Consider the following 22464-nt stretch of genomic DNA (forward strand, 5'->3'; position numbering starts at 1 on the left):
CTGCAACAGGTGAGGGGCCGGAAGAGTGAAGCGGTCGGACTCAGGCGTATTCGTAGAACCCGCGACCGGTCTTCTTGCCGAGACGACCGGCGTCGACCATACGGCGAAGCAGCGCCGGCGGAGCGTAGTGCGGCTCTGCGAATTCCGCGTACAGGGACTCTGCCGCTGCGAGGGCAATGTCGAGACCGACGGTGTCGAGCAGCGTCAGTGGACCCATCGGGTAGCCGCAGCCGCCCTTCATGGCCTCGTCGATGTCTTCTGCTGTGGCGTAGCCGGATTCGAGCATCCGGACAGCCTGGCACAGGTAAGGGATGAGCAGAGCGTTTACGATGAAGCCCGAGCGGTCGCCCGCGCGAACCGTCTTCTTACGCAACGTGTTCTTGGCGTAGTCGGTGACGGCGAGGACGGTCTCTTCGGACGTCGTGAGGCTGACCACGATCTCCACGAGCGGCATGACCGGCACGGGGTTGAAGAAGTGAACGCCCACAACCTGGCCGGGGCGCGAGGTGGCCTTGGCGATCTTGATGACGGGGATCGACGAGGTGTTGGTCGCGAGAATGCCTGCAGGCTTGACGATCTTGTCGAGCTTGCCGAAGATCTCGTACTTGAGAGCTTCGATCTCGGGAGCCGCCTCGATCACCAGGTCGCGATCGGCGAACTCTTCCATGTCCAGGGTGACGCGAACGCGTGCGATGGCGGCGTCGGCGTCTTCCTGCGTGATCTTGCCCTTGGCTACGCCGCGGTTGATCGACTTGGCGATCCGTTCGCGAGCAGCGGCGGCAAATTCTTCCTTGGTTTCGAGCACCAGTACCGAGCTACCGGCTTTTGCACAAACTTCGGCAATGCCGGCACCCATGGTGCCGCCGCCGATTACGCCTACGAGTTCCACGATTCTCCTCAAGATTCTTCAGACAGGGGTCAAGCCCCCGTGCGCGGTTAAGGAGTCTATGGACTGCCTGACCGCGCACAGGGCCGGAGGCCCTACTTCAGTAGCGCACGCGACATCACGACGCGCTGAATCTGGTTTGTGCCTTCGTAGATCTGCGTGATCTTGGCGTCGCGCATCATGCGCTCGACCGGGAAGTCGGTGGTGTAGCCGGCGCCTCCGAACAGCTGTACGGCGTCGGTGGTGACCTCCATGGCAACGTCGGAAGCGAAGCACTTCGCCGCAGCGGAGATGAAACCGAGGTTCTTCTCGCCGCGCTCGGCGCGAGCAGCGGAGGTGTAGACCATCAGACGTGCGGCTTCGACCTTCATTGCCATGTCCGCGAGCATGAACTGAACAGCCTGGAAGTCGCTGATGGACTTGCCGAACTGCTTGCGATCCTTGGTGTATGCCAGAGCCGCGTCGAGTGCGCCCTGGGCCAGGCCGACAGCCTGAGCGCCGATGGTGGGACGCGTGTGGTCGAGGGTCTCGAGTGCCGTCTTGAAGCCGGTGCCCGGTTCGCCGATGATGCGGTCACCGGGGATGCGGCAGTTCTCGAAGTACAGCTCAGCGGTGGGGGAGCCCTTGATGCCGAGCTTCTTTTCCTTCGGTCCGACGACAAAGCCCTCGTCGTCCTTGTGGACCATGAAGGAGGAGATGCCGTTTGCGCCCTTGTCGGGATCTGTGACAGCCATGACGGTGTACCAGGTCGACTTGCCGCCGTTGGTGATCCAGCACTTGGAGCCGTTGAGGATCCAGTCGTCACCATCAGCCTTCGCGCGGGTACGCATCGAGGCCGCGTCGGATCCGGCTTCACGCTCGGACAGCGCGTACGACGCCATTCCGCCGTTGACCAGATCCGGGAGCACCTTGGACTTGAGCTCTTCGGAACCCTTGAGGATCAGGCCCATGGTGCCGAGCTTGTTCACGGCGGGGATCAGCGAGGAGGAGCCACAGACGCGGGCGACTTCCTCGATGACGATGCAGGTGGCGACGGAGTCGGCGCCCTGGCCGTCGTAAGCCTCGGGAACGTGGATGGCGTTGAAGCCGGACGCGTTGAGGGCGGTGAGCGCTTCCTCGGGGAATCGTGCGTTCTCGTCGACGTCCTTGGCGTACGGCGCGATTTCCTTCTCGGAGAGTCCGCGGATAGCAGCCCGCAGTTCGTCGTGCTCTTCGTTCAGTGCGAAGAGATTGAAATCCGGGTTTCCTGCCATGGGAACGCTCCTTGGTGAAGGTTGCTTGAAGGCGGTCGGTGCGGCTCCGGCGTTACCAACGAGATTCGCGGACAGACCGGTGCCAATGACCCCAGTCAAACACGGCACTGAGTGCCAGGTCAAGGGATGGGAGTGTGAAGTTCCGGTGCACGAGCGGTGTCAGCCGAGTTGTTCGTGGATTTTTCTGCTGATCTCCTCGGCGGACGTTCCCGGGGGAAATGCTACTACCAGCACAGACTTCGATTCTGGCGTGCTGGTCTTGGACCCGGATGCCACGCCGTACGTCCGCCGAACGTCGAGCAATGCCTGGCTCAGCGCTTCGGCTGTGGCGTCTTCGTCGCCTTTGATCATGCTTCGCAAGAGGTAGTTGTGGCACGCGGTGACAGCTGCGGCAAAACCGACAACCTCGAGGACCGGTTCGCGGGGAACAGCGCTGCGCAGGTAGTCGACGAATAGGCGCTCATAGCGGAATCCGGTGACGAGTTCGCGGTCGCGAAGAGCCGGAACATGCTGTACGACGCGGTATCGCCGCATCGAAAGGTCACGGTTCCGGCGGAAGAAGTCGAAGACCAGTCCCGCGGCCTCGCACACCGACGCCCAGGGGTCGGCGGAATCGGACGCGAGGAACTCGGCCACGTGTTCGAGGAGGGACTCGTGATCGGCGAAGATCACGTCTTCCTTGGAGCGGAACTGCCGGAAGAACGTCCGGCGCGACACACCGGCGGCAGCGGCGATCTGCTCGACGGTGGTGGCTTCGTACCCGTTCTCCGAGAACAACCGGATCGCTTGAGACGCGACGTGTACCCGAAACTGTGCGGGGTCAGTTCCGGGCAGGTCTGCGCGTTCACTCATGGGGACAAGTATTGCGCCTGTTCGCGCCATCCCGGTGTGGCGGGCAGCAACCGCATGCCGATCGGTTCCATCTCAACGGTGTGCGGTGGACGTGAATTGGTAGGTTGCCGCCTCGACGATCTCGTCAGGGGTAATAGCGATCTCCTCGTTCAGCCACGCGGTGACCAATTCGGCAAGGCCCCCGACGAAGAGCAGTCCGTTGATCTGACCTTGATGAGATGGCCAAGCTCGGTCGCCGTACATTCGCGAGGCTTCGTCCGCGACCATTTGCGCGAAGCCGTGCAGTACCGCGCGCCGGTGTGCGCGAAGGGGCTCGTATGCAGCGGATTCGATCATTGCCACACGCCCCTTGCGGGGATCGTCGGTGAGGAGGGTGACGAACGACGTGATGGCATCTCGTACGCGCTGCTCGAGCGTTCCGTCGCTCGCTCGTAGTGCGGTCAGGCCGGCGTCGCGAACCTCGTCGGCAATTCCGTCCAGGATTGTTTTCAGCAGTTCGTCTCTGCTGGAAAAACTTTCGTAAAAGTAGCGTTCCGTCAACTTGGCTCGCGCACAGATCGCGGTCATCGTGGCGCCTCGACTGCCTGCGACAGCGAATAGTTCCAGCCCTGCCTCTAGCAAGCTCTCGCGCCGCAATGCTGAGCGCTGGTCGCCGCTGAGGCCGGCATACCGCCGCGGCGTCGGAGAAGTCATAGGTCGATATTGACAGACGCAACCACTGTGACGCAGACTACAGTCCATCTGACAGGATGCACTGTCAGATTGAGCGAGAGTAGAGGTCGCAGTGTCCAAGATCCTGGCTCGTCCCCCCGTGAACTCGCAGTTGCACCCGATTTCGGGCCGTTCCGGGCTGCCTCTCGTCGGGCACGCTCTTGCATACATCCGCGATCCACTCGCATTGATGCAAGAGAACTGGGATCGATACGGCGAGGTCTCTTGGTTCTCGATGGTCGGTCGGCAGTGGATCGCTGTTCTCGGACCCGACGCGTGCCAGGAAGTGCTGCAGAACAAAGATCGGGCTTTTGTGAACAGCGACGGCTGGTCGGTGCTTATCGGCCCCTTTTTTCACGGTGGGCTGATGCTTCTCGATTCGGAAGAACATCTACGGCATCGTCGAATCATGCAGCAGGCGTTCACTCGGACTCGGATCGAGAAGTCTGTCGACGTTCTCAATCCGGCAATCGACTCGGCGCTCGACACATGGACCCCCACTGACGGATTTCGTGCATACACAGCGCTGAAGACACTCACCCTCGATCTCGCCACCGACATCTTCATGGGCGGTGCGGAAGGAAGTACCGAAAGCGAAATATCTTCGGTGAAAAAGGCTTTCGTGGATTGTGTGCAGGCGGCTACTTCTCTGGTCCGCTACCGCGTGCCGGGGACCAGATGGAAGCGAGGACTCGACGGCCGCCGGGTCCTGGAAGACTTCTTTCGTCGCTACCTGCCGGCGCGTCGAGCTCGCGCAACCGATGATCTGTTCTCCGTGCTCTGTCACATCGAATCCGAAGCAGGACAACGCTTCAGTGACGACGAAGTGATCGACCATATGATCTTCCTCCTGATGGCCGCACACGACACTTCGACGATCACCCTTTCCACGATGATGCAATATCTAGGTCAACATCCGAAGTGGCAGGACAGGTGCCGTGCCGAGTCGCTCGCTCTGGGGACCTCGACGCCCAGCTATGCAGATCTCGACGGCCTGAGCAGCCTTGACCTGGTGATGAAGGAATGCCTCCGACTCGTCTCTCCCGTACCGGTCATGGCGCGGCGAGCGGTCCGCGACACTCAAGTACGGGGTCACTTCGTGCCTGCGGGAACGTATGTTTCTGTCGCCCCTCACTTCACGCACCACATGGCGCAGTACTGGCCTGATCCCGAGCGTTTCGATCCCGAACGTTTCGCCGAGAATCGACGCGAAGACAAGGTTCATCGGTACGCGTGGGAACCGTTCGGAGGTGGAGTGCACAAATGCCTGGGAATGCACTTCGCCGGCGCCGAGATCAAGGCAATCATGCACCACCTCCTCATGCGCTTCGACTGGAACGTCGACGCAGATTACGTCGCTCCGCTCGACTTCACGTCCTTGCCGTTCCCTTCGGACGGGCAACCTGTCGATCTGCGCCGACGTCACAGTTCGGTGCGCTGAGACCCTACGGCCGAATTACTTCGACGCACGCAATTGGAACTTGAGAACCTTGCCGGTCGGGGTGCGAGGAAGGTCGAGTGGAAAGACGATGTCGCGGGGAACCTTGTACCCGGCCAGCAATGCACGGGTGTGCTCGACGATGTCTTCGGCGGAAGCCTGTAATCCCTTGCCCAGCACCACGAATGCCTTCGGGCGCTCGCCCCACTTCTCGTCGGGAACGCCGACGACTGCCACATCGATCACGGCAGGGTGACTCATGATCGCCTGCTCCACCTCGACGGTGGAGATATTCTCACCGCCCGAGATGATGATGTCCTTCGCGCGGTCCTTGAGCTGGACGTAACCGTCGGGATGCATGACGCCGAGGTCGCCGGAATGGAACCAACCACCGGCAAATGCTTCGGCGGTCGCGGCCTCGTCACGGTAGTAACCGAGCATCACGTTGTTGCCGCGGAGCACGATCTCACCCATGGTCTGGCCGTCGGCGGGAACGTCGTTCATCTCGGCATCGACAACGCGAGCATTTTCGGCCTGCACCATGCCGACTCCCTGACGGGAGAGAAGTGCGGCGCGCTCGGACTGCGGCTTGTCGTCCCAGGCTTCCTGGTACTCGCAGATCGTGTACGGGCCGTATACCTCGGTGAGGCCGTAGACGTGGACGACGGTGACACCGATGTCTTCGAGTTTTCCGATGATCGTCGGTGACGGGGGAGCGCCGGCGGTGGTGATGTGCAAGGCTTCGACCTTGTGGGCCTGGTCCGCGTCGGCGATGGTGGAGCAGACGGTAGGAGCGCCGCACAGATGCGTCACGCCCAGATTGTCGATGGCGTCCCAGATCGCGTCGGCGCGGACCGCGCGCAGGCAGATGTGTGTGCCTGCGGCCTGAGTGACGGCCCACGGCGTGCACCACCCGTTGCAGTGGAACATCGGCAGTGTCCACAGATACTTCGTCGCTCCGTCGAAGCCGTTGTGGAATGTCTCGCCGAGCGAGTTCAGGTATGCCCCGCGGTGGGAGTACATGACGCCCTTGGGTTTTCCGGTGGTGCCAGAGGTGTAGTTGATGGCGATGCACTGCTGCTCGTCGTCGACGCCCCAGTGCAGTGGCTGATCGGTGAGAGCCTGACCTTCGGCAATCAGATCGGCGTACTGCCCGGTGACGATTCCGGTGGGAACCTCCGGGGACGGGACGGTGGAGTCCGGGATCTCGATGATCTCGCGCAGGCTCGTCACGTTCGCCTTGGACGAGGTGACCGAGCCGACGAATTCGGAGTCGACGAACAGGATCGTGGTTCCCGAGTGATCGATGATGTACTCGAGTTCGGGACCGGCGAGGCGTGAGTTAAGGGCGATCAGGACTCCGCCGGCGAGTGGGACGGCAAAATGCGCGAACAGCATCTCGGGAACGTTCGGCGCCAGGTATGCAACGCGGTCACCGGGCTGAATGCGTTGACGCAGGACGCGGGCCAGCGCTGCGACCTCGTCACCGAACTCTCGGTACGTGTAGCTCCGGTCGCCGTGAATGACGGCGGTGCGATCGGGGAACACCGCAGCGCTGCGCTCGAGAAAGCGCAGCGGACTGAGCGGGGTGTTGTTGGCTGCGAGAGCTGTCGAGACAGACACGGTTCCTCCGAAGGCGACGTGACACGGTTGGTGTCACGGTAGTTGTGATCGGCACTACAAATGGCCTGGATGCACGCTATTGCCCAGTCAAAGGTGCCGCTACCCTCTGAATTGGGTATGTGGAGGTGAGAGTGAGCAGGGTACTGAGACCGAGCGACGACGACGCGTTGCGCGCCGAACTGCGTCGACTGCACCCCCGAACCGAGTTGCCGGTTCTGTTCGGCGGTTGTGTCGACGACCGGTCGCTGACCATCACCGGCTACGTCGGGACTCGTAGCAACATCCTGCGAAATTTGAAGATCGACGCCGAATGCGGACTCGGTGGTCGTGCGATCGCAGAACAACGACCGGGCGCAGTCCAGGACTACGCGAACTCGTCGCACATCACTCACGACTACGACTACGAAGTGGGCACCGAAGCGATCGAATCCTTGATGGCGGTGCCGATCGTCGTACGCGGGGTTACCCGCGGAGCGATCTACGGAGGACTGCGCGCCAACCTGCCGATCGGAGACGTGATTGCCGAGACGATGATGCGATCGTCGTACGCGTTGGCCCGCGAATTCGAGATCCGCGACGAGGTGGATCGGCGGGTGGCGATGCTCGATACCGCTGCGGTGGAACATGGTTCGAACCGAGACGCCCAGATATCCGAAGGGCTGACCGAGAGCGTTCTGGCGCTCGGCGAGATCGCGGCGAACCTCGAGGACACGGCTCTCAGCGCACAGGTCCATGCCGTCGAGGCCAAGCTGCGTGCATTGGTGTCGCCGAAGCCTTCGACGAACACTCCAGCTGTGAACAGTGTCGTCCTGTCGCCACGCGAGCGAGAGGTGATGAGCTACGTCGCTCTCGGACTGCGCAACGCCGAGATCGCCGAGAGGTTGTCGTTGAGCGTCGAAACGATCAAGACGTACATGCGGAATCTGATGGGAAAGCTCGATGTCCGCAGTCGTCACGAAGCTGTTGTGGAAGCGCGGCGGCAAGGTTTGATTCTGTAGGGCTGACCCTGCGCGGCGGTCCCGCCAAGCGGAATTTCGACACCACGTCGAGGCTCCGATTGATATGACGGACCTCACTATCGGCAGAGTTCCACACGAGTGATGAGGGCATCGATGCAGGATTTGTTCGACAACAACGACATGACCGGCCTTGCCGAAGCGATCAAGAGCGGTGACGTCTCAGCCAAGGAAGTCCTCGAGTTCAGCCTGGACAGACTCGACGAGCGCAACCCTGCAGTCAATGCGGTGATCAGTGAGCGTCGCGAGGAAGCGCGCAACGAAGTATCGAACGGCCTGCCGGAAGGTCCATTGCACGGCGTCCCGTTCGTGATCAAAGACCTGGGCTTGGACGTCGCAGGATTGCCGAGCACCAACGGATCTCGATTGTTCGCCGACGCTGTGGCAGAAAAAGATTCGACGCTCGTGGAGCGATACCGTGAGGCCGGTCTGGTTGTCATCGGCAAGACGAACACACCGGAGTTCGGTAAGAACGCGAGTACCGAACCTGCGCTGTTCGGGCCCACCCGCAACCCATACGCCCTCGATCGTTCACCCGGCGGATCTTCGGGTGGCACGGCTGTAGCGGTTGCCGTCGGGATCGTGCCCGGCGGCCATGCCAGTGACGGCGGTGGATCGATCCGCATTCCCGCATCGGCCTGTGGCTTGGTAGGCCTCAAGCCCAGCCGCGGACGCACTCCGACGGCACCGGCGCGCACGCTGTTCTCGTCGCCGATGAGTGTTCATCACGCACTCACCCGAAGTGTCCGCGACACTGCGCTGCTTCTCGATCTGTCCGCCGGGCCGACAGTGGGCGATCCTTACGTGATCCTGGCGCCGAGGCGGCCGTACATCGAGGAAGTGGGTGCGGATCCCGGACGGTTGCGGATTGGTCTGAGCAACGTGCTGCCGGACGGCACCCCGGTGGACCCGGAGTGCGCGGCCGTCACAACCAGTGTTGCCGGCCTGCTCGAAGAACTCGGTCACGATGTCACCGAGGGCGCCCCGAACTTTCCACTCGATGCCCTTACTGCCGGACTTTCCGTGTTGATGGGCATTCCGATGACGATCGAGGTCGATGAACGACTGGAGACACTGAACCGCGCAATCCGCGACGACGACCTCGAGCCGATGGCTCGGATGATCTACGACCGCGCGAAGTCCGAAAGTGCGACGAACGTCGTCAAGGCATTGCAGGAACTCGAGCGGGCTGCCCAGGTGATCGGTGCGTTCTTTGTCGATCACGACCTGCTGCTGACTCCGACGATGGCTCGGCCGGCAGCTCCGCTCGGTTTGCTCGATACGGCAAATCCCATGTCGATCTGGGAGCATTCGGCCGGATACAGCGGCTTGACCAGTCCGTTCAACAGTTCCGGTCAGCCTGCGATTTCCTTGCCGATGGGTCATGACTCGGCCGGTGTGCCGATCGGCGTGCAGTTGGTCGGCGCGTTCGGGCGTGAAGATTTGCTGATTCAGGTTGCGTCGCAACTCGAAACGGCGCGTCCGTGGTCCATTGCGCCGGTGTGGCCGCCGGTCCAGGGATAGCAGTGGGCAAATGCGATCCGGCAGTCCGACTAGGCGCGCTGCACGCCCTTTCGTAGTGCGTCATGCGCGTTTGCAAGCTTGTCGAGAATCTCAAAGTATTTCTAATCGAAATATCACATGCTGAACTACCATTCTGCGTAGAATTCGCGATGAGCGGTAGTGAGTAGTCGCGCCAGTGTGGTGCGTGCAGACTTCGATCCGTGCCGACGTCCCACCCAACGCGGCCGAAATGCGTTGTCAGAGAAATGGTTCAAGGATGGTCGTTCAACCGGACATGCTAGACAGGCGCTCTTTAGCTGTGGCAGAACTGACGCGCCCGGGGCAGTTCTTCGAAGTGGCTGATGAGTCCGTGCGTGGGCACGTCATGCCGGTATTCAAGAATCGACCGCAGACACTTCGTGAGATATTGGCCGCATCAGCCAAGCATGGCGACACCGAGTATCTAGTATGCGACGAATCCCGGATCACGTTCACCGATCACTTCGGCCGCGTTGCGTCACTTGCGGAAGAGTTGCGCCGCACGTACTCGATCGGTAAGGGTGATCGCGTCGCGATTCTGTCCGCTAACAACGCCCAGTGGATCATCACGTTCTGGGCAGCGACGTCACTCGGGGCAATAGTGGTCGGGATGAACTCGATGTGGTCCGCTCCAGAGATCGACTACGGGCTGGATCATTCCACTCCGAAGCTTGTTGTTGCCGATGCTAAACGACGAAAACTACTCGGTGACATCGATGTGCCCGTTCTGTCGACTGAAGTCGACGTACCTCGGTTGTCTGCACTGCATGCAGGCGCGGGACTGTCGACGACCTCCATTGACGAGGATGACCCCGCCGTCATTTTGTATACCAGTGGCACAACCGGGCGGCCGAAGGGGGCGACGCATTCGCACCGGAACATCATCACGGCAAACGATTTTCACCGATTTAACGATGCATTGGCAACGCGATTAGGAAGCCCGCCCGCGAACCGGCGGTTTCTCTTGTCCAATCCGCTGTTCCACATCGCCTCGCTGCACAACCTTGCTGTGCCCAGGTTGTCGATCGGCGACACCGCTGTCATCTACAGCGGCCGATTCGAGATCGAACGTGTGCTGCGGTTGATCGAGCGTGAGCGTGTCACCAACTGGGGAGCCGTGCCGACCATGGCTAGTCGCCTTGTTTCACATGGTGATCTGTCTCGATATGATCTGTCCTCGCTCAAGACGATGTCCCTTGGATCGGCGCCGTCGTCAATTTCACTGAAAGAGAAGGTCCGCAAGCTTTTGCCGGTGGCGGGGCGTTCGTTGGGAACGACATACGGGCTCACCGAGTCGTCCACGGGAGCTACCTTGGCGACAGCTGCCGACCTGGAGGATTACCCCGATTCCGTGGGCCGCCCCGTCGTAACGATGAGTGTAGAGGTCCGGGACGACAACGGGCATCGGCTTCCAGACGGTTATGAGGGTGAGATCTGTCTTCGCGGACCACAGGTGATGATGGGCTACTGGAACAACGATGCGGCGACAGCCGCCGCGCTCGATGAGGAAGGGTGGCTGCGCACAGGCGATCTCGGGTTCGTCGCCGACGGTCATCTCCGCATAAGCAGCCGTCGTTCGGACTTGATTCTGCGTGGTGGGGAGAACATCTACCCGATCGAGGTCGAGAATGTTCTGAGCGAACATCCTGTGGTGCAGGAATGCGCCGTGATCGGAACTCCCCACGCCGACTACGGTGAAGAAGTCGCAGCAATTGTCGTTGTCGAGCAGCCGGGATCAGTGACTGAGACGGAGTTGCTCGAGTATTTGCGGGAACGGCTTGCGAAATACAAGGTTCCGTCACGATGGCGACTGACAACAGAACCTTTGCCGCGCAATGCAACCGGAAAGGTAATGCGTAATCAACTCGATGTCGATGCTGAACCGGCGATGGACTCGGAGAATCGTCACGCGTGGGCACCGCTGCTGACGGTACTCGACGAGCGACGCCGGGCGGCACGTGAGATGGGTGGCCCGGACAAACTAGTGCGGTATCGACGGTTCGGACGCGTTGATGCGCGCGATCGAGTAGCTAACTTCTTGGATCGGGGCACATTTCAGGAGATTGGCATGTTGGCCGGTGACGCGTCTATTCCGGCGGACGCCTTCGTGGCAGGGTCGGGTCTTGTCAACGGTCGCCCAGTTTTGGTCGGGTCTGAGGATTTCACAGTTGCCGGCGGGTCCATCGGAACTGCAGCGGCTACCAAGCGCGCCCGGATCGCCGAGCTCGCCAAGCGTGAACGGACTCCGCTGGTCATGATGCTCGAAGGTGCCGGGCATCGGGCAACAAATGCATTGCATCCACACCGGCCGGCACCCAACGATCTCCAGGCAATGGCGGAGCTTGCCGGCTTGGTCCCGACGGTCTCGATTGTGTGTGGCCCCTCTGCCGGTCACGGAGCCCTTGCCGCACCCATGTCGGATTTTGTCATCATGGTCAAAGACCATGGCGCGATGTTCACGGCCGGTCCACCGTTGGTGGAGGCGTCGCTTGCCGAGAAAGTGACAAAAGAAGACCTGGGTGGTTCGGCAGTTCACGCGATACAGAGCGGTATTGCCGACAACATTGCGCTGGATGTGAATTCGGCTCTCGAGTTGGCGCGCCGCTATCTGTCCTACTTTCCGTCGAGTGCATGGGACCACGCGCCGACGTCGGATCCTGACTCTTTGGTTGCCGCTCCGCGCCCGCTCGATGCCATTCTCGACATCGTTCCACCGAATCCTCGTATTCCCTACGACATGCACGATGTGTTGTCCGTGATGGTGGACGAGAACACGCTCCTCGAACTGCAGCCGGAGCACGGTTGTTCTGTCATCACAACGCTGGCTAGGATGGGTGGCAAAGTTGTCGCCGTAGTCGCCAACCAGCCCCTGGTACTAGCAGGTGCATTGGATGTTGCTGCGGCGGAAAAGGCGTGCCGATTCATCCAGATGACTGGCGCTTTCCATATCCCGTTGATCTTCCTGGCCGACAACCCGGGAGTTCTTGCCGGCAGCAAATCCGAACGGGACGGGATTCTTCGGGCGAGTGCCAGGATGTTTGCGGCGCAGCATCGGTCCACGGTGCCGAAAATGCATGTGACAGTCCGCAAAGCATTCGGATTCGGAGGCTCGGTCATGGGGCAGAATGCGTTCGACAACCAGACCGTGTCGTTGTCGTTCCCGGGTGGAATGCTGGGTGGGATTCCTGCAGCCGTGGGCGGGAGCACCTCGAAGGCAGACGCGCGAACACAGCGCGCCCTGATCGAGAACGAGGCTGCGGGTCCGTGGCGTCTCGCCAGCTCGGTGACCTACGACGACGTGATCGACCCTCGCGAACTTCGTAACGCATTGCTCGGGGCGCTGAGGCTCGCGAGTGTGCGGGATGCGGAAAAGAAGGCTCCGGTGATGCTCACCGGCTACCTGCCTTGACGAAACACCGGGTTACATGAGGAGCTTAGACCGAGTCGACGCCCGATTGTGGACCCGCTGGAGATATTCGACCCCGACCACGTGAAGAGCGGCAGAGCACTGTTGCCGCACTGCCGCCATTTGATCGTGGGAGCGCATGGACTTTCGAGACGATGCTGGGAGCCAGATGGGCTGTCGAACAATCATCGCGAGAGATGCCCCGACTGTCCCAATTACGGGGGCTCGTCGCAATTCGGACACGGTGAACCCGATTCCGTTCATTCACTGAAACGCAAAGCCTTTAAAGGAAGATCATTTTCACGGCGTGAACTCCTGGTCATGCGCGTATTGTTGGCAGCCTGTTCGGAGTTAACGTGCATGCTTGCTCCGTCCACCAGGGCTCTGGGCTCAATGCCGAGGAACTGAACGAGCAGTTCTCCGTGAAGGAATCGGTGAAACCGCTCGGACCGAGTGTGTGAGCGCCTGGACGAGAACATGGACGGATGTCTGGAGTGTGACGACATCTGAGAGAGGCACCGTTACTGCTCAACAAATCGGCCATCAGCTGTAGTTGACATCTGTTTTCGCCAGTCACTTTCCCGGTGATCGGGACTTCGACTGTTTTCTCCAGCACCGATTGCGATCCTCAAAACTGGTTCCAAAAAACGTATACCTAATAGTTATATCCAGGTTAGTCTGCCTGTGAGCCGAAGAGGCCGTGTGCGTGGGGTTTCTCGCCGACTTTGATCTACCTCGAGAGGGAATTCGATGAGCGGAAAATGGAACGGCAAAGGCAAAATTGCCGCAGTGTCGCTGGTGACTGCCTTGGCCGTCGCGGGATGTGGTGGAGGTGGCGGCACCGGCACTGCAGGCGGCTCCACTGCATCGGCCGCGGATATCGACCGAGCGGCCGTACTTCGCGTCACCGCGTCTGCGCCGACCCGAAACCTCGATCCGTACCTCCAGACCAGCTACGGCGGCTGGGGATATCTGACTCCGATGTTCGATCGCTTGACCATGGTGGACAAGGACGGAAATCTTGTTCCGGGACTTGCGGAGTCGTGGGAGTTTTCCTCTGACGGTGGCTATCTCGAGCTGAAATTACGAGACGACGTTTCGTTCCACGACGGCACCAAGTTCGACGCCGCCGCCCTCGCCGCAAACGTCCAGCGTGGAAAGACGATGGCAGGCAGCACTGTTGTCGCCGCACTCGACGACATTACGTCCGTCGATGTTGTCGACCCGACTACTGCCCGGCTGAACCTGACCAAGGGTTCCGGTGTGGAGCTACCCGGGCTGTTCAGCACCAATGTCGGCATGATGGTCAGCCCCAAGACCATCGAAGCCGGCACGGACATCCGAAACGATCCGGGCCAGAGCGGATCCGGACCGTACACCATCACCAACTACGTACCCGAGGAATCTCTCGAGGTTACTCGTGCAGAGGGCGACTACTGGGATCCAGCGGCCGGACTGCTCGGTGGAATCAGCTTCAAGACCATGCCGGACGCGACAACGCGTTTGAACGGAATGCAGACCGCCGCCACCGATATCAGCTGGGTGAGCTCGGCCAACGAGATCGTTCAGGCGCAGTCGCTCGCAGACCGCAACGTGCTGGGTATCGACAAGGTGAAGTTCCGCAATGTGCTTGGTGTCTTCATGCGAGCGCGTGACGATCTCGCGAAACCCGAAGTGCGTCAGGCTGTTGCACACGCCATCGATCCCGAGGCCATCAGCGCGCTCTTCTCGGGAACCTGCACCCCGTACCGACAGATGTATCCGGAATCGAGCTGGGCGGCCGACCCGTCGTACCAGTACCCGTACACCTTCGACGTGGACAAGGCCAAGAGCCTGGTCTCCAGTGCCGGTGGAGCCAAGATCACACTGACATTCGGTGCCGGAACAAATACCGAAAAGCCTGCCAACGTTATCCAGTCCTCGCTGGCAGCAGCAGGATTCGAGGCGGAGCTCAATCCCGTTCCGAATACCCAGAACGAGCCCGGCTACATCGCCGGCACCTTCCAGTCGATGGTGTCGAACAGCTTCAGCCCCAAGGTAGACCCCGCTGAGACCGTCAATACCTTTGTCGTGGGTCCCTACGACTTCGGTAACGGCAATCCCGAGATCGCCGCACTGGCGACAAAGGCTGCCAACCCGACGTTGTCGCAGGACGAGCGGGCCGGGCTGTACCACGAGATCTGGTCGAAGACACTGGCCGAGGCCATGTTCGTCCCGATCTGCAATCAGACGAACGCGACGATCTTCAGTGACAAGGTAGTCAACGCCGACAACATCCCGTGGGTTGACACCGGAATCTTCGATCTGCGCTACGTCGGAATGACCAAGTAGCACTGCAGATTCAGAAATCTTGCTGATAGACCGATCTGCTTCGCAGGTGATGCGACAAAGAATTCACGCAGACGCATCACCTGCGAAGGGGAACCGCCGACAAGACCGGCTGTAAGCGCCGGTGAGGGGTGCTTATGTTGCGTTACGCGGGGCGACGGCTGCTGGCGGCGGTGCCGCTGTTGTTGATTGTGCCTTTGATGATTTTTCTGTTGATCGATTTGGCGCCGGGGGATCCGGCTGCGATTCTTGCCGGTGATGATCCGACTCCGGAGCGGTTGGCGGAAATCCGGTCGACACTTCATTTGGACGACAACATCTTTCTGCGGTACGTCCGGTGGGTGGGCGGTGTTCTGCAGGGTGATCTGGGTACGTCGTTTCTGTCGAATCAGTCGGTGACGGAGCTGATCTTCCGCCGGATGGCGACGACGTTGTCGCTGGTTGTTTTTGCGATGGTGCTTGCGGTGACGATCGGGTTGATCTTGGGTGTTGTCGCCTCGCTTCGTCCCGGCGGAATTGTCGATCGTCTGGTGAATGTGGTGGCGTCGATTGCGATCGCGATTCCCGCGTTCTGGTTCGGTCTGGTGCTCGTGTCGGTATTCGCGGTGACCAATCAGATCTTCCCGGCCTTCGGGTATGCGCCACTCTCAGACGGGTTTGTGCCGTGGATTCAGCACCTCATTCTGCCGGGTACTGCGTTGGCGTTGTTGCCTGCGGCGGAGGTGACGTTGCAGTTGCGGTCGTCGCTGGGGCAGGTACTCAAGAGCGACTACATCCTCAACGCGGAGGCGAAGGGTCTCGGGCGCGGACGTGTCGTGTTCAAGCACGGACTCAAGAACGCGTGCATCCCGGTGGTCACGGTGCTCGGTTTCCGTGTCGCGGAAGTGCTGGGCGGGGCGGTGACCATTGAAATCATCTACAGCATGCCGGGGTTGGGCTCTCTGGCCGTGAACAGTGTCCAGAACCACGATATTCCGGTGTTGCTCGGGTTTGTCCTGTTCACCACCGTGGTGGTGGTGCTGGTGAACCTGCTTGTCGACATTTCCTACGGCTACTTCAACCCTAAGGTTCGCGCATGACTGATCCGAAGGTAGTGACCACATCCGAGACGGCGGAGCGGCCTGCGAGGGGCCAAGGCTTGAAGGCTGTTCTGCGTAAGCCGGTGACGATGGTCGCGGGTATTTTCATCCTGCTTCTGGTGATCATGGCGGTGTTCGCTCCAATTCTGGCGCCGCACGATCCGTATGTGCAGGACCTGGTCAACCGATTGCAGCCGCCGAGTGCAAATCATTTGCTCGGCACCGATGATTACGGCCGAGATGTGTTGAGCCGGTTGATCTACGGCGCGCGGATTTCGTTGACGGCGTCGTTGCAGGCGGTGAGTGTGGCGCTGATCCTGGGACTTCCACTCGGTGTCATCGCCGGTTATCGCGGCGGCTGGGTCGATTCGCTGATCACCCGGGTGATGGATGCGTTGATGTCGGCTCCGTCACTGGTGCTGGCGATCACGATCGTCGCGGTCCTCGGTTCGGGAATCACCAACGCGATGCTCGCCATCGGTTTGGTCATGGCGCCCAGGTTTTTCCGGGTTGCGCGGGCGTCGACGATGGATGTGCGGCACGAGACGTACATCGAGGCCGCAATCGCGTTGGGCTGCCGTCCGGGCAGAACCATTATCAGGCATATCCTTCCGAACGTGATGCCGCCGGTGGTGCTGGTCATCTCCGTCTCTCTCGGTGCTGCGGTTGCGGCGGAAGCGAGCCTGAGTTTCCTCGGCCTCGGGGCGAAGGCTCCGGCGGCGAGTTGGGGTTCGATGCTCAGCACCGCGGCGTCGAATATGCAGTTGGCGCCGTACCTGGTGTGGCCTCCCGGCGTGATGATTTTCTTGACGGTCCTGTCCTTCACCTATCTGGGCGACGGTGTTCGCCGATCTTTGCTACGGAGTCGTAATGGTGACAATGACTGATCTGATGCGTAAAGAGCAGTTCGATGCGAGCACTGAACCACTGTTGCGGGTTCGGGATCTGACCATCGAATTCCCCAGCGGTGGAGGCGGTTGGCAGACGACGGTCGAAGGTGTCTCGTTCGACGTCGGTGCCGGCGAGTCGGTGGCGTTGGTCGGTGAGTCCGGATCAGGCAAGACGGTGTCCTCGCTTGCGGTGATGGGTTTGACGCAGGCTACCGGCGGCCGGATTTCGCGAGGTTCCATCGAATTCGACGGTCGTGATCTGACGAAGGTTCCGGAACGGGAGTGGCGCAAGCTCCGCGGTACCGGGATGGGCATGATTTTTCAGCAGCCTATTCGCAGTCTCAATCCGGCCTACACGGTAGGTGATCAGATCGCTGAATCCGTGCGCAAGCACTTGGGTTTGAGCCGCAAGGAAGCAATGGCTCGGGCGGTGGAGATGCTCGAGTTGGTGCAGATTCCCCGGGCGAAGGAGCGGGTAGGCGATTATCCGCACGCGTTCAGTGGTGGCATGTGTCAGCGTGTGATGATCGCGATGGTGATGGCATGCAATCCGCGGTTGCTGATCGCGGACGAGCCGACCACTGCGCTGGATGTGACGGTGCAGGAGAAGATCCTCGATCTGTTGCGGGATTTGCAGGAGCAGACCGGTGTGGCGTTGCTGTTCGTCAGTCACGATCTTGCGGTGGTGGCGGAATTGTGTCAGCGGGTGGTGGTGATGTATGCCGGTGAGATCGCGGAAAACGCTGCGGCAGAAGAAGTGTTCTTCCGTCCCCAGCATCCGTACACGTCGGGTTTGCTGGCTTCGATTCCGCAGCCGGGACTGAATGCGGATCGTCGGCTGCATGCGATCCCGGGCGGGATTCCCGCGGCGGCCGATTGGCCGACAGGATGCCGGTTCTCGCCGCGGTGCCCGCATGTGGCGCCGGGAGTGTGCGATGTGGAGCATCCTGCGATGGCGCAGGTTCCGACCGGAGAGGCGCGATGCCTGCGTGTGCAGGACCTCGATCTGCAGGGAGTGAGTGTGCGATGAGTCTTCTCGAAGTGAAGAACGTGTCGAAGTCGTTTGCATCGGGCCGCGATTTTCTGGGCCGTCGCACCAAGTGGTCGCATGCGGTCAAGGACGTCAGTTTCAGTCTCGAAGCCGGTGAATGTCTTGCCGTGGTCGGGGAGTCGGGTGCGGGTAAGTCGACGGTGGGCCGGATTGCCTTGCGGTTGATCGAACCGGATACCGGTTCGATCACGTTCGATGGCGTTGACGTGCGGGCCGCAAAACCTGCCGAGTTGCGTTCGATGCGCCGCGGTATGCAGATGATTTTCCAGGATCCGCACAGTTCTCTCAATCCGAGGATGACCGTTGTTGATGCTGTGGTGGAACCGCTGATCGTGCATACCGACATGGGTCGGGGTGAGCGTGAGAAGTTGGCGACGGCGATGTTGGACAAGGTGGGGATCGGTTCGCGTTATTTCGGCCGGTATCCGGCGGAGCTTTCGGGTGGTCAGCTTCAGCGTGTTGCTATTGCTCGGGCGTTGACGTTGAATCCGAAGATGATCGTCTGTGATGAACCTGTTGCTGCGCTGGATGTTTCGGTGCGTGCTCAGGTGCTGAACTTGTTGCGGGATCTGCAGGAGGAGTTGGGTCTTGCGTATCTGTTCGTGTGTCATGATTTGGCGTTGATCGAAGTGATCGCCGATCGTGTGCTGGTGATGGCGCGCGGTGAGGTTGTGGAAAGTGGGTCGGTGGAGGACATCTTCCGTCGCCCGCAGCAGGAGTACACCCGAACATTGCTCGACGCTATTCCGGTACCCGTTCCACGATCTGTCCGTGGGCAGGAATTCGAGGGCGTCCGAGCCGAACCTGTCAGTTGAGGAGAATTCGATGACATCGGCACCGATGGCAGTGGCACCCGCACAGTCTCGAACCATATTGCGTACCACGGAGTCCGGCGACTTCCTGATGAGTGACTATCTAGGTGAGCACTCCGACGGTTCGGCAACCGGGGGCTTTCAGGCGTATCTTGTCGGCCAGAAGGCGGAAAAGCTTCGGCCCCACTATCACGAGGTGGATCAGTTTCAGGTAGTTCTCGACGGCAGTGGACGCCTCGGTAGGCACGCCATCGGCGCGGGCACTGTGCATTACAGCGATGCGTACACGGTGTACGGGCCGATCTTCGCCGACGCTCCCGACGGTCTGTCGTACTTCACCCTTCGGCTCGACCCCGCCGCTGGATTGAACTACATGCCGGAATCACGCGTCAAAGGTGAGACGCGAGCCGGCGAACATTTCACCTGTGCGATCGACGACGCCGCAGGAGAGACGGGAAAGCTGGATCTACTGGCCCGTACCAGACGTGGCGCCGCAGCATTCGGTGTTGCGCTCGACCTCGGTGGGGTATTGACCGCCGGTGCACTCGCCGAATGTGTGGGCCGGGGGTATGCAGTTGTGTTGTCCGGCAGTGTTGCGTTCGGCGACCGTACATTGCCGTCGGGAAGTCTCATTCCGTTCGAGTCTGCTGTTGAACTGGAGGGGCTTTTGGGACAGTCCGATCGCACGAACCTGGCCCTGGTTGTCTTCGCGACGCTGAGTGAGCCCACTCAGTAGGAGCCGCCGAGTTGATCCGCCGCCGATCGGAGCAGTTCGCCGTACCGCGCGAAGTACTCCTCGGTGAGTCGAGTCGCCGGCCCACTGATCACGATCGCAGCCAGTGGCGATCCCGACGCATCCAGCACCGCTGCGGCGAGGCTGGTTGATCCTTGCTGGACGGCTTCCTCGCTTGCGGCCCATCCACGGCTGCGAATCTCCTGGTACTCGGCATCTGCGAGGAGGAGATCGGGCTGACCCGAGCTGTTCATGCGTTCTTCCTGCGACTGGTACGCGTGGATGACCCGTCCCGCTGCACTTGTCTCGGGTACGTGTATCTGCCCGGGCTTCAGGCCTGTCCGAACCATGTGGGTACCTTCAACCACCCCGAGGACGATCATGTGTTCTTCCTCCGCGACAGCGAGATGTACTGTCTCGCCGGTTGTATCCCGGATCTTGGTCATGACGGGTTGTGCTCGGGCAGCCAGCGACGAGCCGTTGTAGACCTGTCCGGCTACGACAACACAACGGGTGGAGAGCTCCCAGCGGGGTGGAGCCTCGCCGACAGGGTGGATCCATTGCGCTTCATGGAGGGTTGCCAGGGTGCGTTGCATGGCGCTTTTGTCGACCTCGAGTAGCCGTGAAAGCGCGGTCAAGCCGATTGGCTGATGGGCAGCAATGGCTTCGATGACGCGGAGTCCACGCGTGAGTCCACTGATTGTCTTGACTGCGATCTGAATCACCCCTACTGTGATTAAAGAATTGATACACAGTATCACATAGAGATACTTGCTGTGAAGACGATCTTCCTGAAAGTTCGCACTTTCCTTCCCGCTGGCGGTCCAGTGCACTACCGAGAGGTTGCTGTGAAGAAGTTCAAACCCACTGTTGATCAATTGATCCCGAACCTGACTCCGGCGGAGGAGATAGTTCTGCTTGCGCGAGCTCTGTGGGCCGAGGGGTACCGGGATCATCTCGCCGGGCACATCACGTACAACCTCGGTGACGGCACCATGCTGTGCAACCCGTGGCTTCTCACCTGGGAGGAGATCCTCCCCGCCGACATCATTCGTATCGACGTCGACGGCAATGTCGTACAGGGCGATTGGCCTGTCCCGCTGGGAATTCCTCTGCACCTTGCGCTTCACCGAGCACGTCCCGATGTCGGCATTGCGCTACACAATCATTCGGAGTTCGGAACGGTCTGGGCTGATCTGGGCGAGGTTCCACCCGCTTACGATCAGAGTTCCAGCCTCGGCGGCGGTGAGGTAGTGCTGGTCGACGAGTACGACGGCGGCGTCGACAACATGGAGGCAGCCGAGGCCGCGATCCGGTCGATCGGGCCCGCTGATCGCGCACTCCTGGCAGGACATGGCGTTTTTGTCACCGGAAGTACCGCCGCAGCAGTCTATTTGCGGGCGGTCGCTCTCGAACAACGTTGTAAGAATGCCTGGATGATCCGGGTGGCCGGTGGACCGGAGAAGACAGCTCTGCCCGACTGGTGGCTCGATCGAATGGCCGGTAGTGACGGAAACAGTTACCACGGCTTCTGGGAGGCTGCGGTGCGCGCTGCGTTGCGCTCGGATCCTGAACTGGCCGAGAGCCTTCAGGTCTCCCAATGAACAACCAAGGCTCTGCGGCCATCAGCCACTCCGGAACGGATACTCATGGATTTTGAACTAGATGCAGATCAGCGAGCGTGGCGAGAGGAGATACGCACGTTTCTTCGCGACAATGTCACACCGGAATTGCGTGCGGAGATGGCCGAGCACGATCTCGAGTTCATCGGCGGCGAGCTCACGGCCTTTCGCCGGAAGATCGGGGCAAAAGGGTGGTTCGGGCTCAATTGGCCCAAGGAGTTCGGTGGGCTTGGACTCGGTGCGGTGTATCAGCATCTTCTGGTCAGCGAATTCGAGTACTGGGGCGTGCCGGGACCGGACTTGACGGTCACGTCGGTGGCTCCGATGATCATGCGCCACGGCACGCAACAGAACCGGGAAGAATTCCTGCCGCCCATTGCACGAGGTGAACTGACCTGCGCCGTCGGTTATTCCGAACCCAATGCCGGAACAGACCTTGCGAGTCTGAAAACCCGGGCGGTGCGTGAGGGCGACGAGTGGGTGATCAACGGTTCCAAGATCTGGAACAGTATGGCGCAGCGCGTCACTCACGAATGGCTGTGTGTTCGCACCAATACCGAGGTGCCCAAACACAAGGGTATCTCGGTGATCATCGTGCCGATCGACGCTCCCGGTGTTGTGATTCGTCCGATCACTGCGTGGTCCGGATATCGAACCAACGAGACGTTCTTCGACAACGTCCGTGTCCCAGCGACCAACCTGATCGGTGAAGTCGACAAGGGATGGAAGTACATCACCGGTGCACTGGATCTCGAACGTGGTGCCCTCACGAATGCAGGTGACCTGCGCAGAGCCGTCGACGATCTGTTGATTCTCGCGCGTGAGATCCGAGAAGACGGAACACGTCCGCTCGACAACGCAGATGTACGACGCAAGCTCGCTCAGTTGGATGCGGATGTCGAACTCGCGCAGCTCATGGGATTCGAGGCGTCGTCCCTGCTCGAAAGTGGAACCATTCCGTCGGTGCTCGTCAGCGTCGAGAAGATTTTCTCCAGTGAACTCAGACAACGGATTGCCGATGTCGGAACGGCGATGCTCGGTCCGGCAGGTTTGATCGCGGGATCGGACCCTCACGCAGTGATGGCAGGAAAATTCGAGCGACTGTACCGCGCCGCGCCACTGCTGCGATTCGGTGCCGGAGCCAACGAAGTTCTGCGAGATGTTATCGCCCAGCGCGGGCACGGCCTACCGAGTTACGGACGCTGACATGATTCCGACCTTC

General features: G+C 60.6%; 17 protein-coding genes and 2 pseudogenes. 13 read left to right on the plus strand and 6 right to left on the minus strand.

Features of this window, described 5'->3' with window-relative positions:
* Positions 1-40: 40 nt before the first annotated feature.
* From R4P70_RS04860 to R4P70_RS04875, 4 genes are all read right to left on the minus strand, one after another.
* On the minus strand, positions 41-889 hold the full coding sequence (locus R4P70_RS04860) for a 3-hydroxybutyryl-CoA dehydrogenase (RefSeq protein ID WP_020909078.1): 849 nt from the start codon (positions 887-889) through the stop codon (positions 41-43).
* Between the two features lie 92 nt (positions 890-981).
* The gene (locus R4P70_RS04865; RefSeq protein WP_003939784.1) at positions 982-2139 is read right to left on the minus strand and encodes an acyl-CoA dehydrogenase; all 1158 of its coding nucleotides are present in this window, start codon (positions 2137-2139) and stop codon (positions 982-984) included.
* A gap of 159 nt (positions 2140-2298) precedes the next feature.
* On the minus strand, positions 2299-2991 hold the full coding sequence (locus tag R4P70_RS04870; RefSeq protein WP_020909077.1) for a TetR family transcriptional regulator: 693 nt from the start codon (positions 2989-2991) through the stop codon (positions 2299-2301).
* A 72-nt stretch (positions 2992-3063) separates the two neighbouring features.
* Positions 3064-3684, minus strand: a complete 621-nt coding sequence (locus R4P70_RS04875; protein ID WP_021345503.1) for a TetR/AcrR family transcriptional regulator — start codon at positions 3682-3684, stop codon at positions 3064-3066.
* Between the two features lie 91 nt (positions 3685-3775).
* Here R4P70_RS04875 and R4P70_RS04880 point away from each other — a divergent pair, with 91 nt between their 5' ends.
* Positions 3776-5143, plus strand: coding sequence for a cytochrome P450 (locus R4P70_RS04880; protein ID WP_060938012.1), 1368 nt, complete (start codon positions 3776-3778; stop codon positions 5141-5143).
* Positions 5144-5158: 15 nt separating this feature from the next.
* On the opposite strand, the gene R4P70_RS04885 is transcribed toward R4P70_RS04880, so the two are convergent.
* Entirely contained in the window at positions 5159-6763 is a 1605-nt protein-coding gene (locus tag R4P70_RS04885; RefSeq protein WP_021332023.1) for an acyl--CoA ligase family protein, read from the minus strand.
* 131 nt (positions 6764-6894) lie between these two features.
* Here R4P70_RS04885 and R4P70_RS04890 point away from each other — a divergent pair, with 131 nt between their 5' ends.
* The 10 genes and pseudogenes from R4P70_RS04890 to R4P70_RS04935 all read left to right on the plus strand — a co-directional run bounded on the left by R4P70_RS04890 (position 6895) and on the right by R4P70_RS04935 (position 19623).
* Positions 6895-7761 (plus strand): response regulator transcription factor, encoded by an 867-nt coding sequence (locus tag R4P70_RS04890; RefSeq protein ID WP_317830466.1) that lies wholly within the window; start codon positions 6895-6897, stop codon positions 7759-7761.
* A 114-nt stretch (positions 7762-7875) separates the two neighbouring features.
* Complete coding sequence (locus R4P70_RS04895; protein ID WP_317830467.1) at positions 7876-9303, plus strand: amidase; 1428 nt, start codon at positions 7876-7878, stop codon at positions 9301-9303.
* Positions 9304-9559: 256 nt separating this feature from the next.
* Positions 9560-11194: pseudogene (locus R4P70_RS04900) on the plus strand (class I adenylate-forming enzyme family protein); the annotation flags it as partial.
* Positions 11195-11335: 141 nt separating this feature from the next.
* Positions 11336-12730, plus strand: a pseudogene (locus R4P70_RS04905) (acyl-CoA carboxylase subunit beta); the annotation flags it as partial.
* 747 nt (positions 12731-13477) lie between these two features.
* Complete coding sequence (locus tag R4P70_RS04910) at positions 13478-15058, plus strand: ABC transporter substrate-binding protein (RefSeq protein ID WP_095968539.1); 1581 nt, start codon at positions 13478-13480, stop codon at positions 15056-15058.
* Positions 15059-15192: 134 nt separating this feature from the next.
* Positions 15193-16134 carry an ABC transporter permease gene (locus tag R4P70_RS04915; RefSeq protein ID WP_033232363.1) on the plus strand — a complete coding sequence of 314 codons (942 nt, stop codon included), beginning with the start codon at positions 15193-15195 and terminating at the stop codon, positions 16132-16134.
* Positions 16131-17021 (plus strand): ABC transporter permease, encoded by an 891-nt coding sequence (locus tag R4P70_RS04920; RefSeq protein ID WP_080711646.1) that lies wholly within the window; start codon positions 16131-16133, stop codon positions 17019-17021. Before R4P70_RS04915 ends, R4P70_RS04920 begins: the two co-directional genes overlap by 4 nt.
* Complete coding sequence (locus tag R4P70_RS04925) at positions 17005-18054, plus strand: ABC transporter ATP-binding protein (protein WP_095968540.1); 1050 nt, start codon at positions 17005-17007, stop codon at positions 18052-18054. The genes R4P70_RS04920 and R4P70_RS04925 overlap by 17 nt, the downstream gene beginning before the upstream one ends.
* Positions 18051-18890 carry an ATP-binding cassette domain-containing protein gene (locus R4P70_RS04930; RefSeq protein ID WP_051730357.1) on the plus strand — a complete coding sequence of 280 codons (840 nt, stop codon included), beginning with the start codon at positions 18051-18053 and terminating at the stop codon, positions 18888-18890. The genes R4P70_RS04925 and R4P70_RS04930 overlap by 4 nt, the downstream gene beginning before the upstream one ends.
* A 10-nt stretch (positions 18891-18900) precedes the next feature.
* Positions 18901-19623 (plus strand): hypothetical protein, encoded by a 723-nt coding sequence (locus tag R4P70_RS04935; protein WP_143538621.1) that lies wholly within the window; start codon positions 18901-18903, stop codon positions 19621-19623.
* Here R4P70_RS04935 and R4P70_RS04940 read toward each other — a convergent pair.
* The gene (locus tag R4P70_RS04940) at positions 19617-20345 is read right to left on the minus strand and encodes an IclR family transcriptional regulator (RefSeq protein WP_095968542.1); all 729 of its coding nucleotides are present in this window, start codon (positions 20343-20345) and stop codon (positions 19617-19619) included. The two genes, R4P70_RS04935 and R4P70_RS04940, sit on opposite strands and share 7 nt — an antisense overlap.
* 51 nt (positions 20346-20396) lie before the next feature.
* Between R4P70_RS04940 and R4P70_RS04945 the strand changes: the two genes are divergently transcribed.
* Together R4P70_RS04945 and R4P70_RS04950 are read left to right on the plus strand one after the other, a co-directional pair.
* Positions 20397-21224, plus strand: a complete 828-nt coding sequence (locus R4P70_RS04945) for a class II aldolase/adducin family protein (RefSeq protein ID WP_253252750.1) — start codon at positions 20397-20399, stop codon at positions 21222-21224.
* Between the two features lie 45 nt (positions 21225-21269).
* Entirely contained in the window at positions 21270-22448 is a 1179-nt protein-coding gene (locus R4P70_RS04950; RefSeq protein WP_095968543.1) for an acyl-CoA dehydrogenase family protein, read from the plus strand.
* Positions 22449-22464 lie beyond the last annotated feature (16 nt).

Origin of the sequence: Rhodococcus sp. IEGM 1241 (assembly GCF_033142365.1) — a bacterium.
Lineage (GTDB): Bacteria > Actinomycetota > Actinomycetes > Mycobacteriales > Mycobacteriaceae > Rhodococcus_F > Rhodococcus_F erythropolis.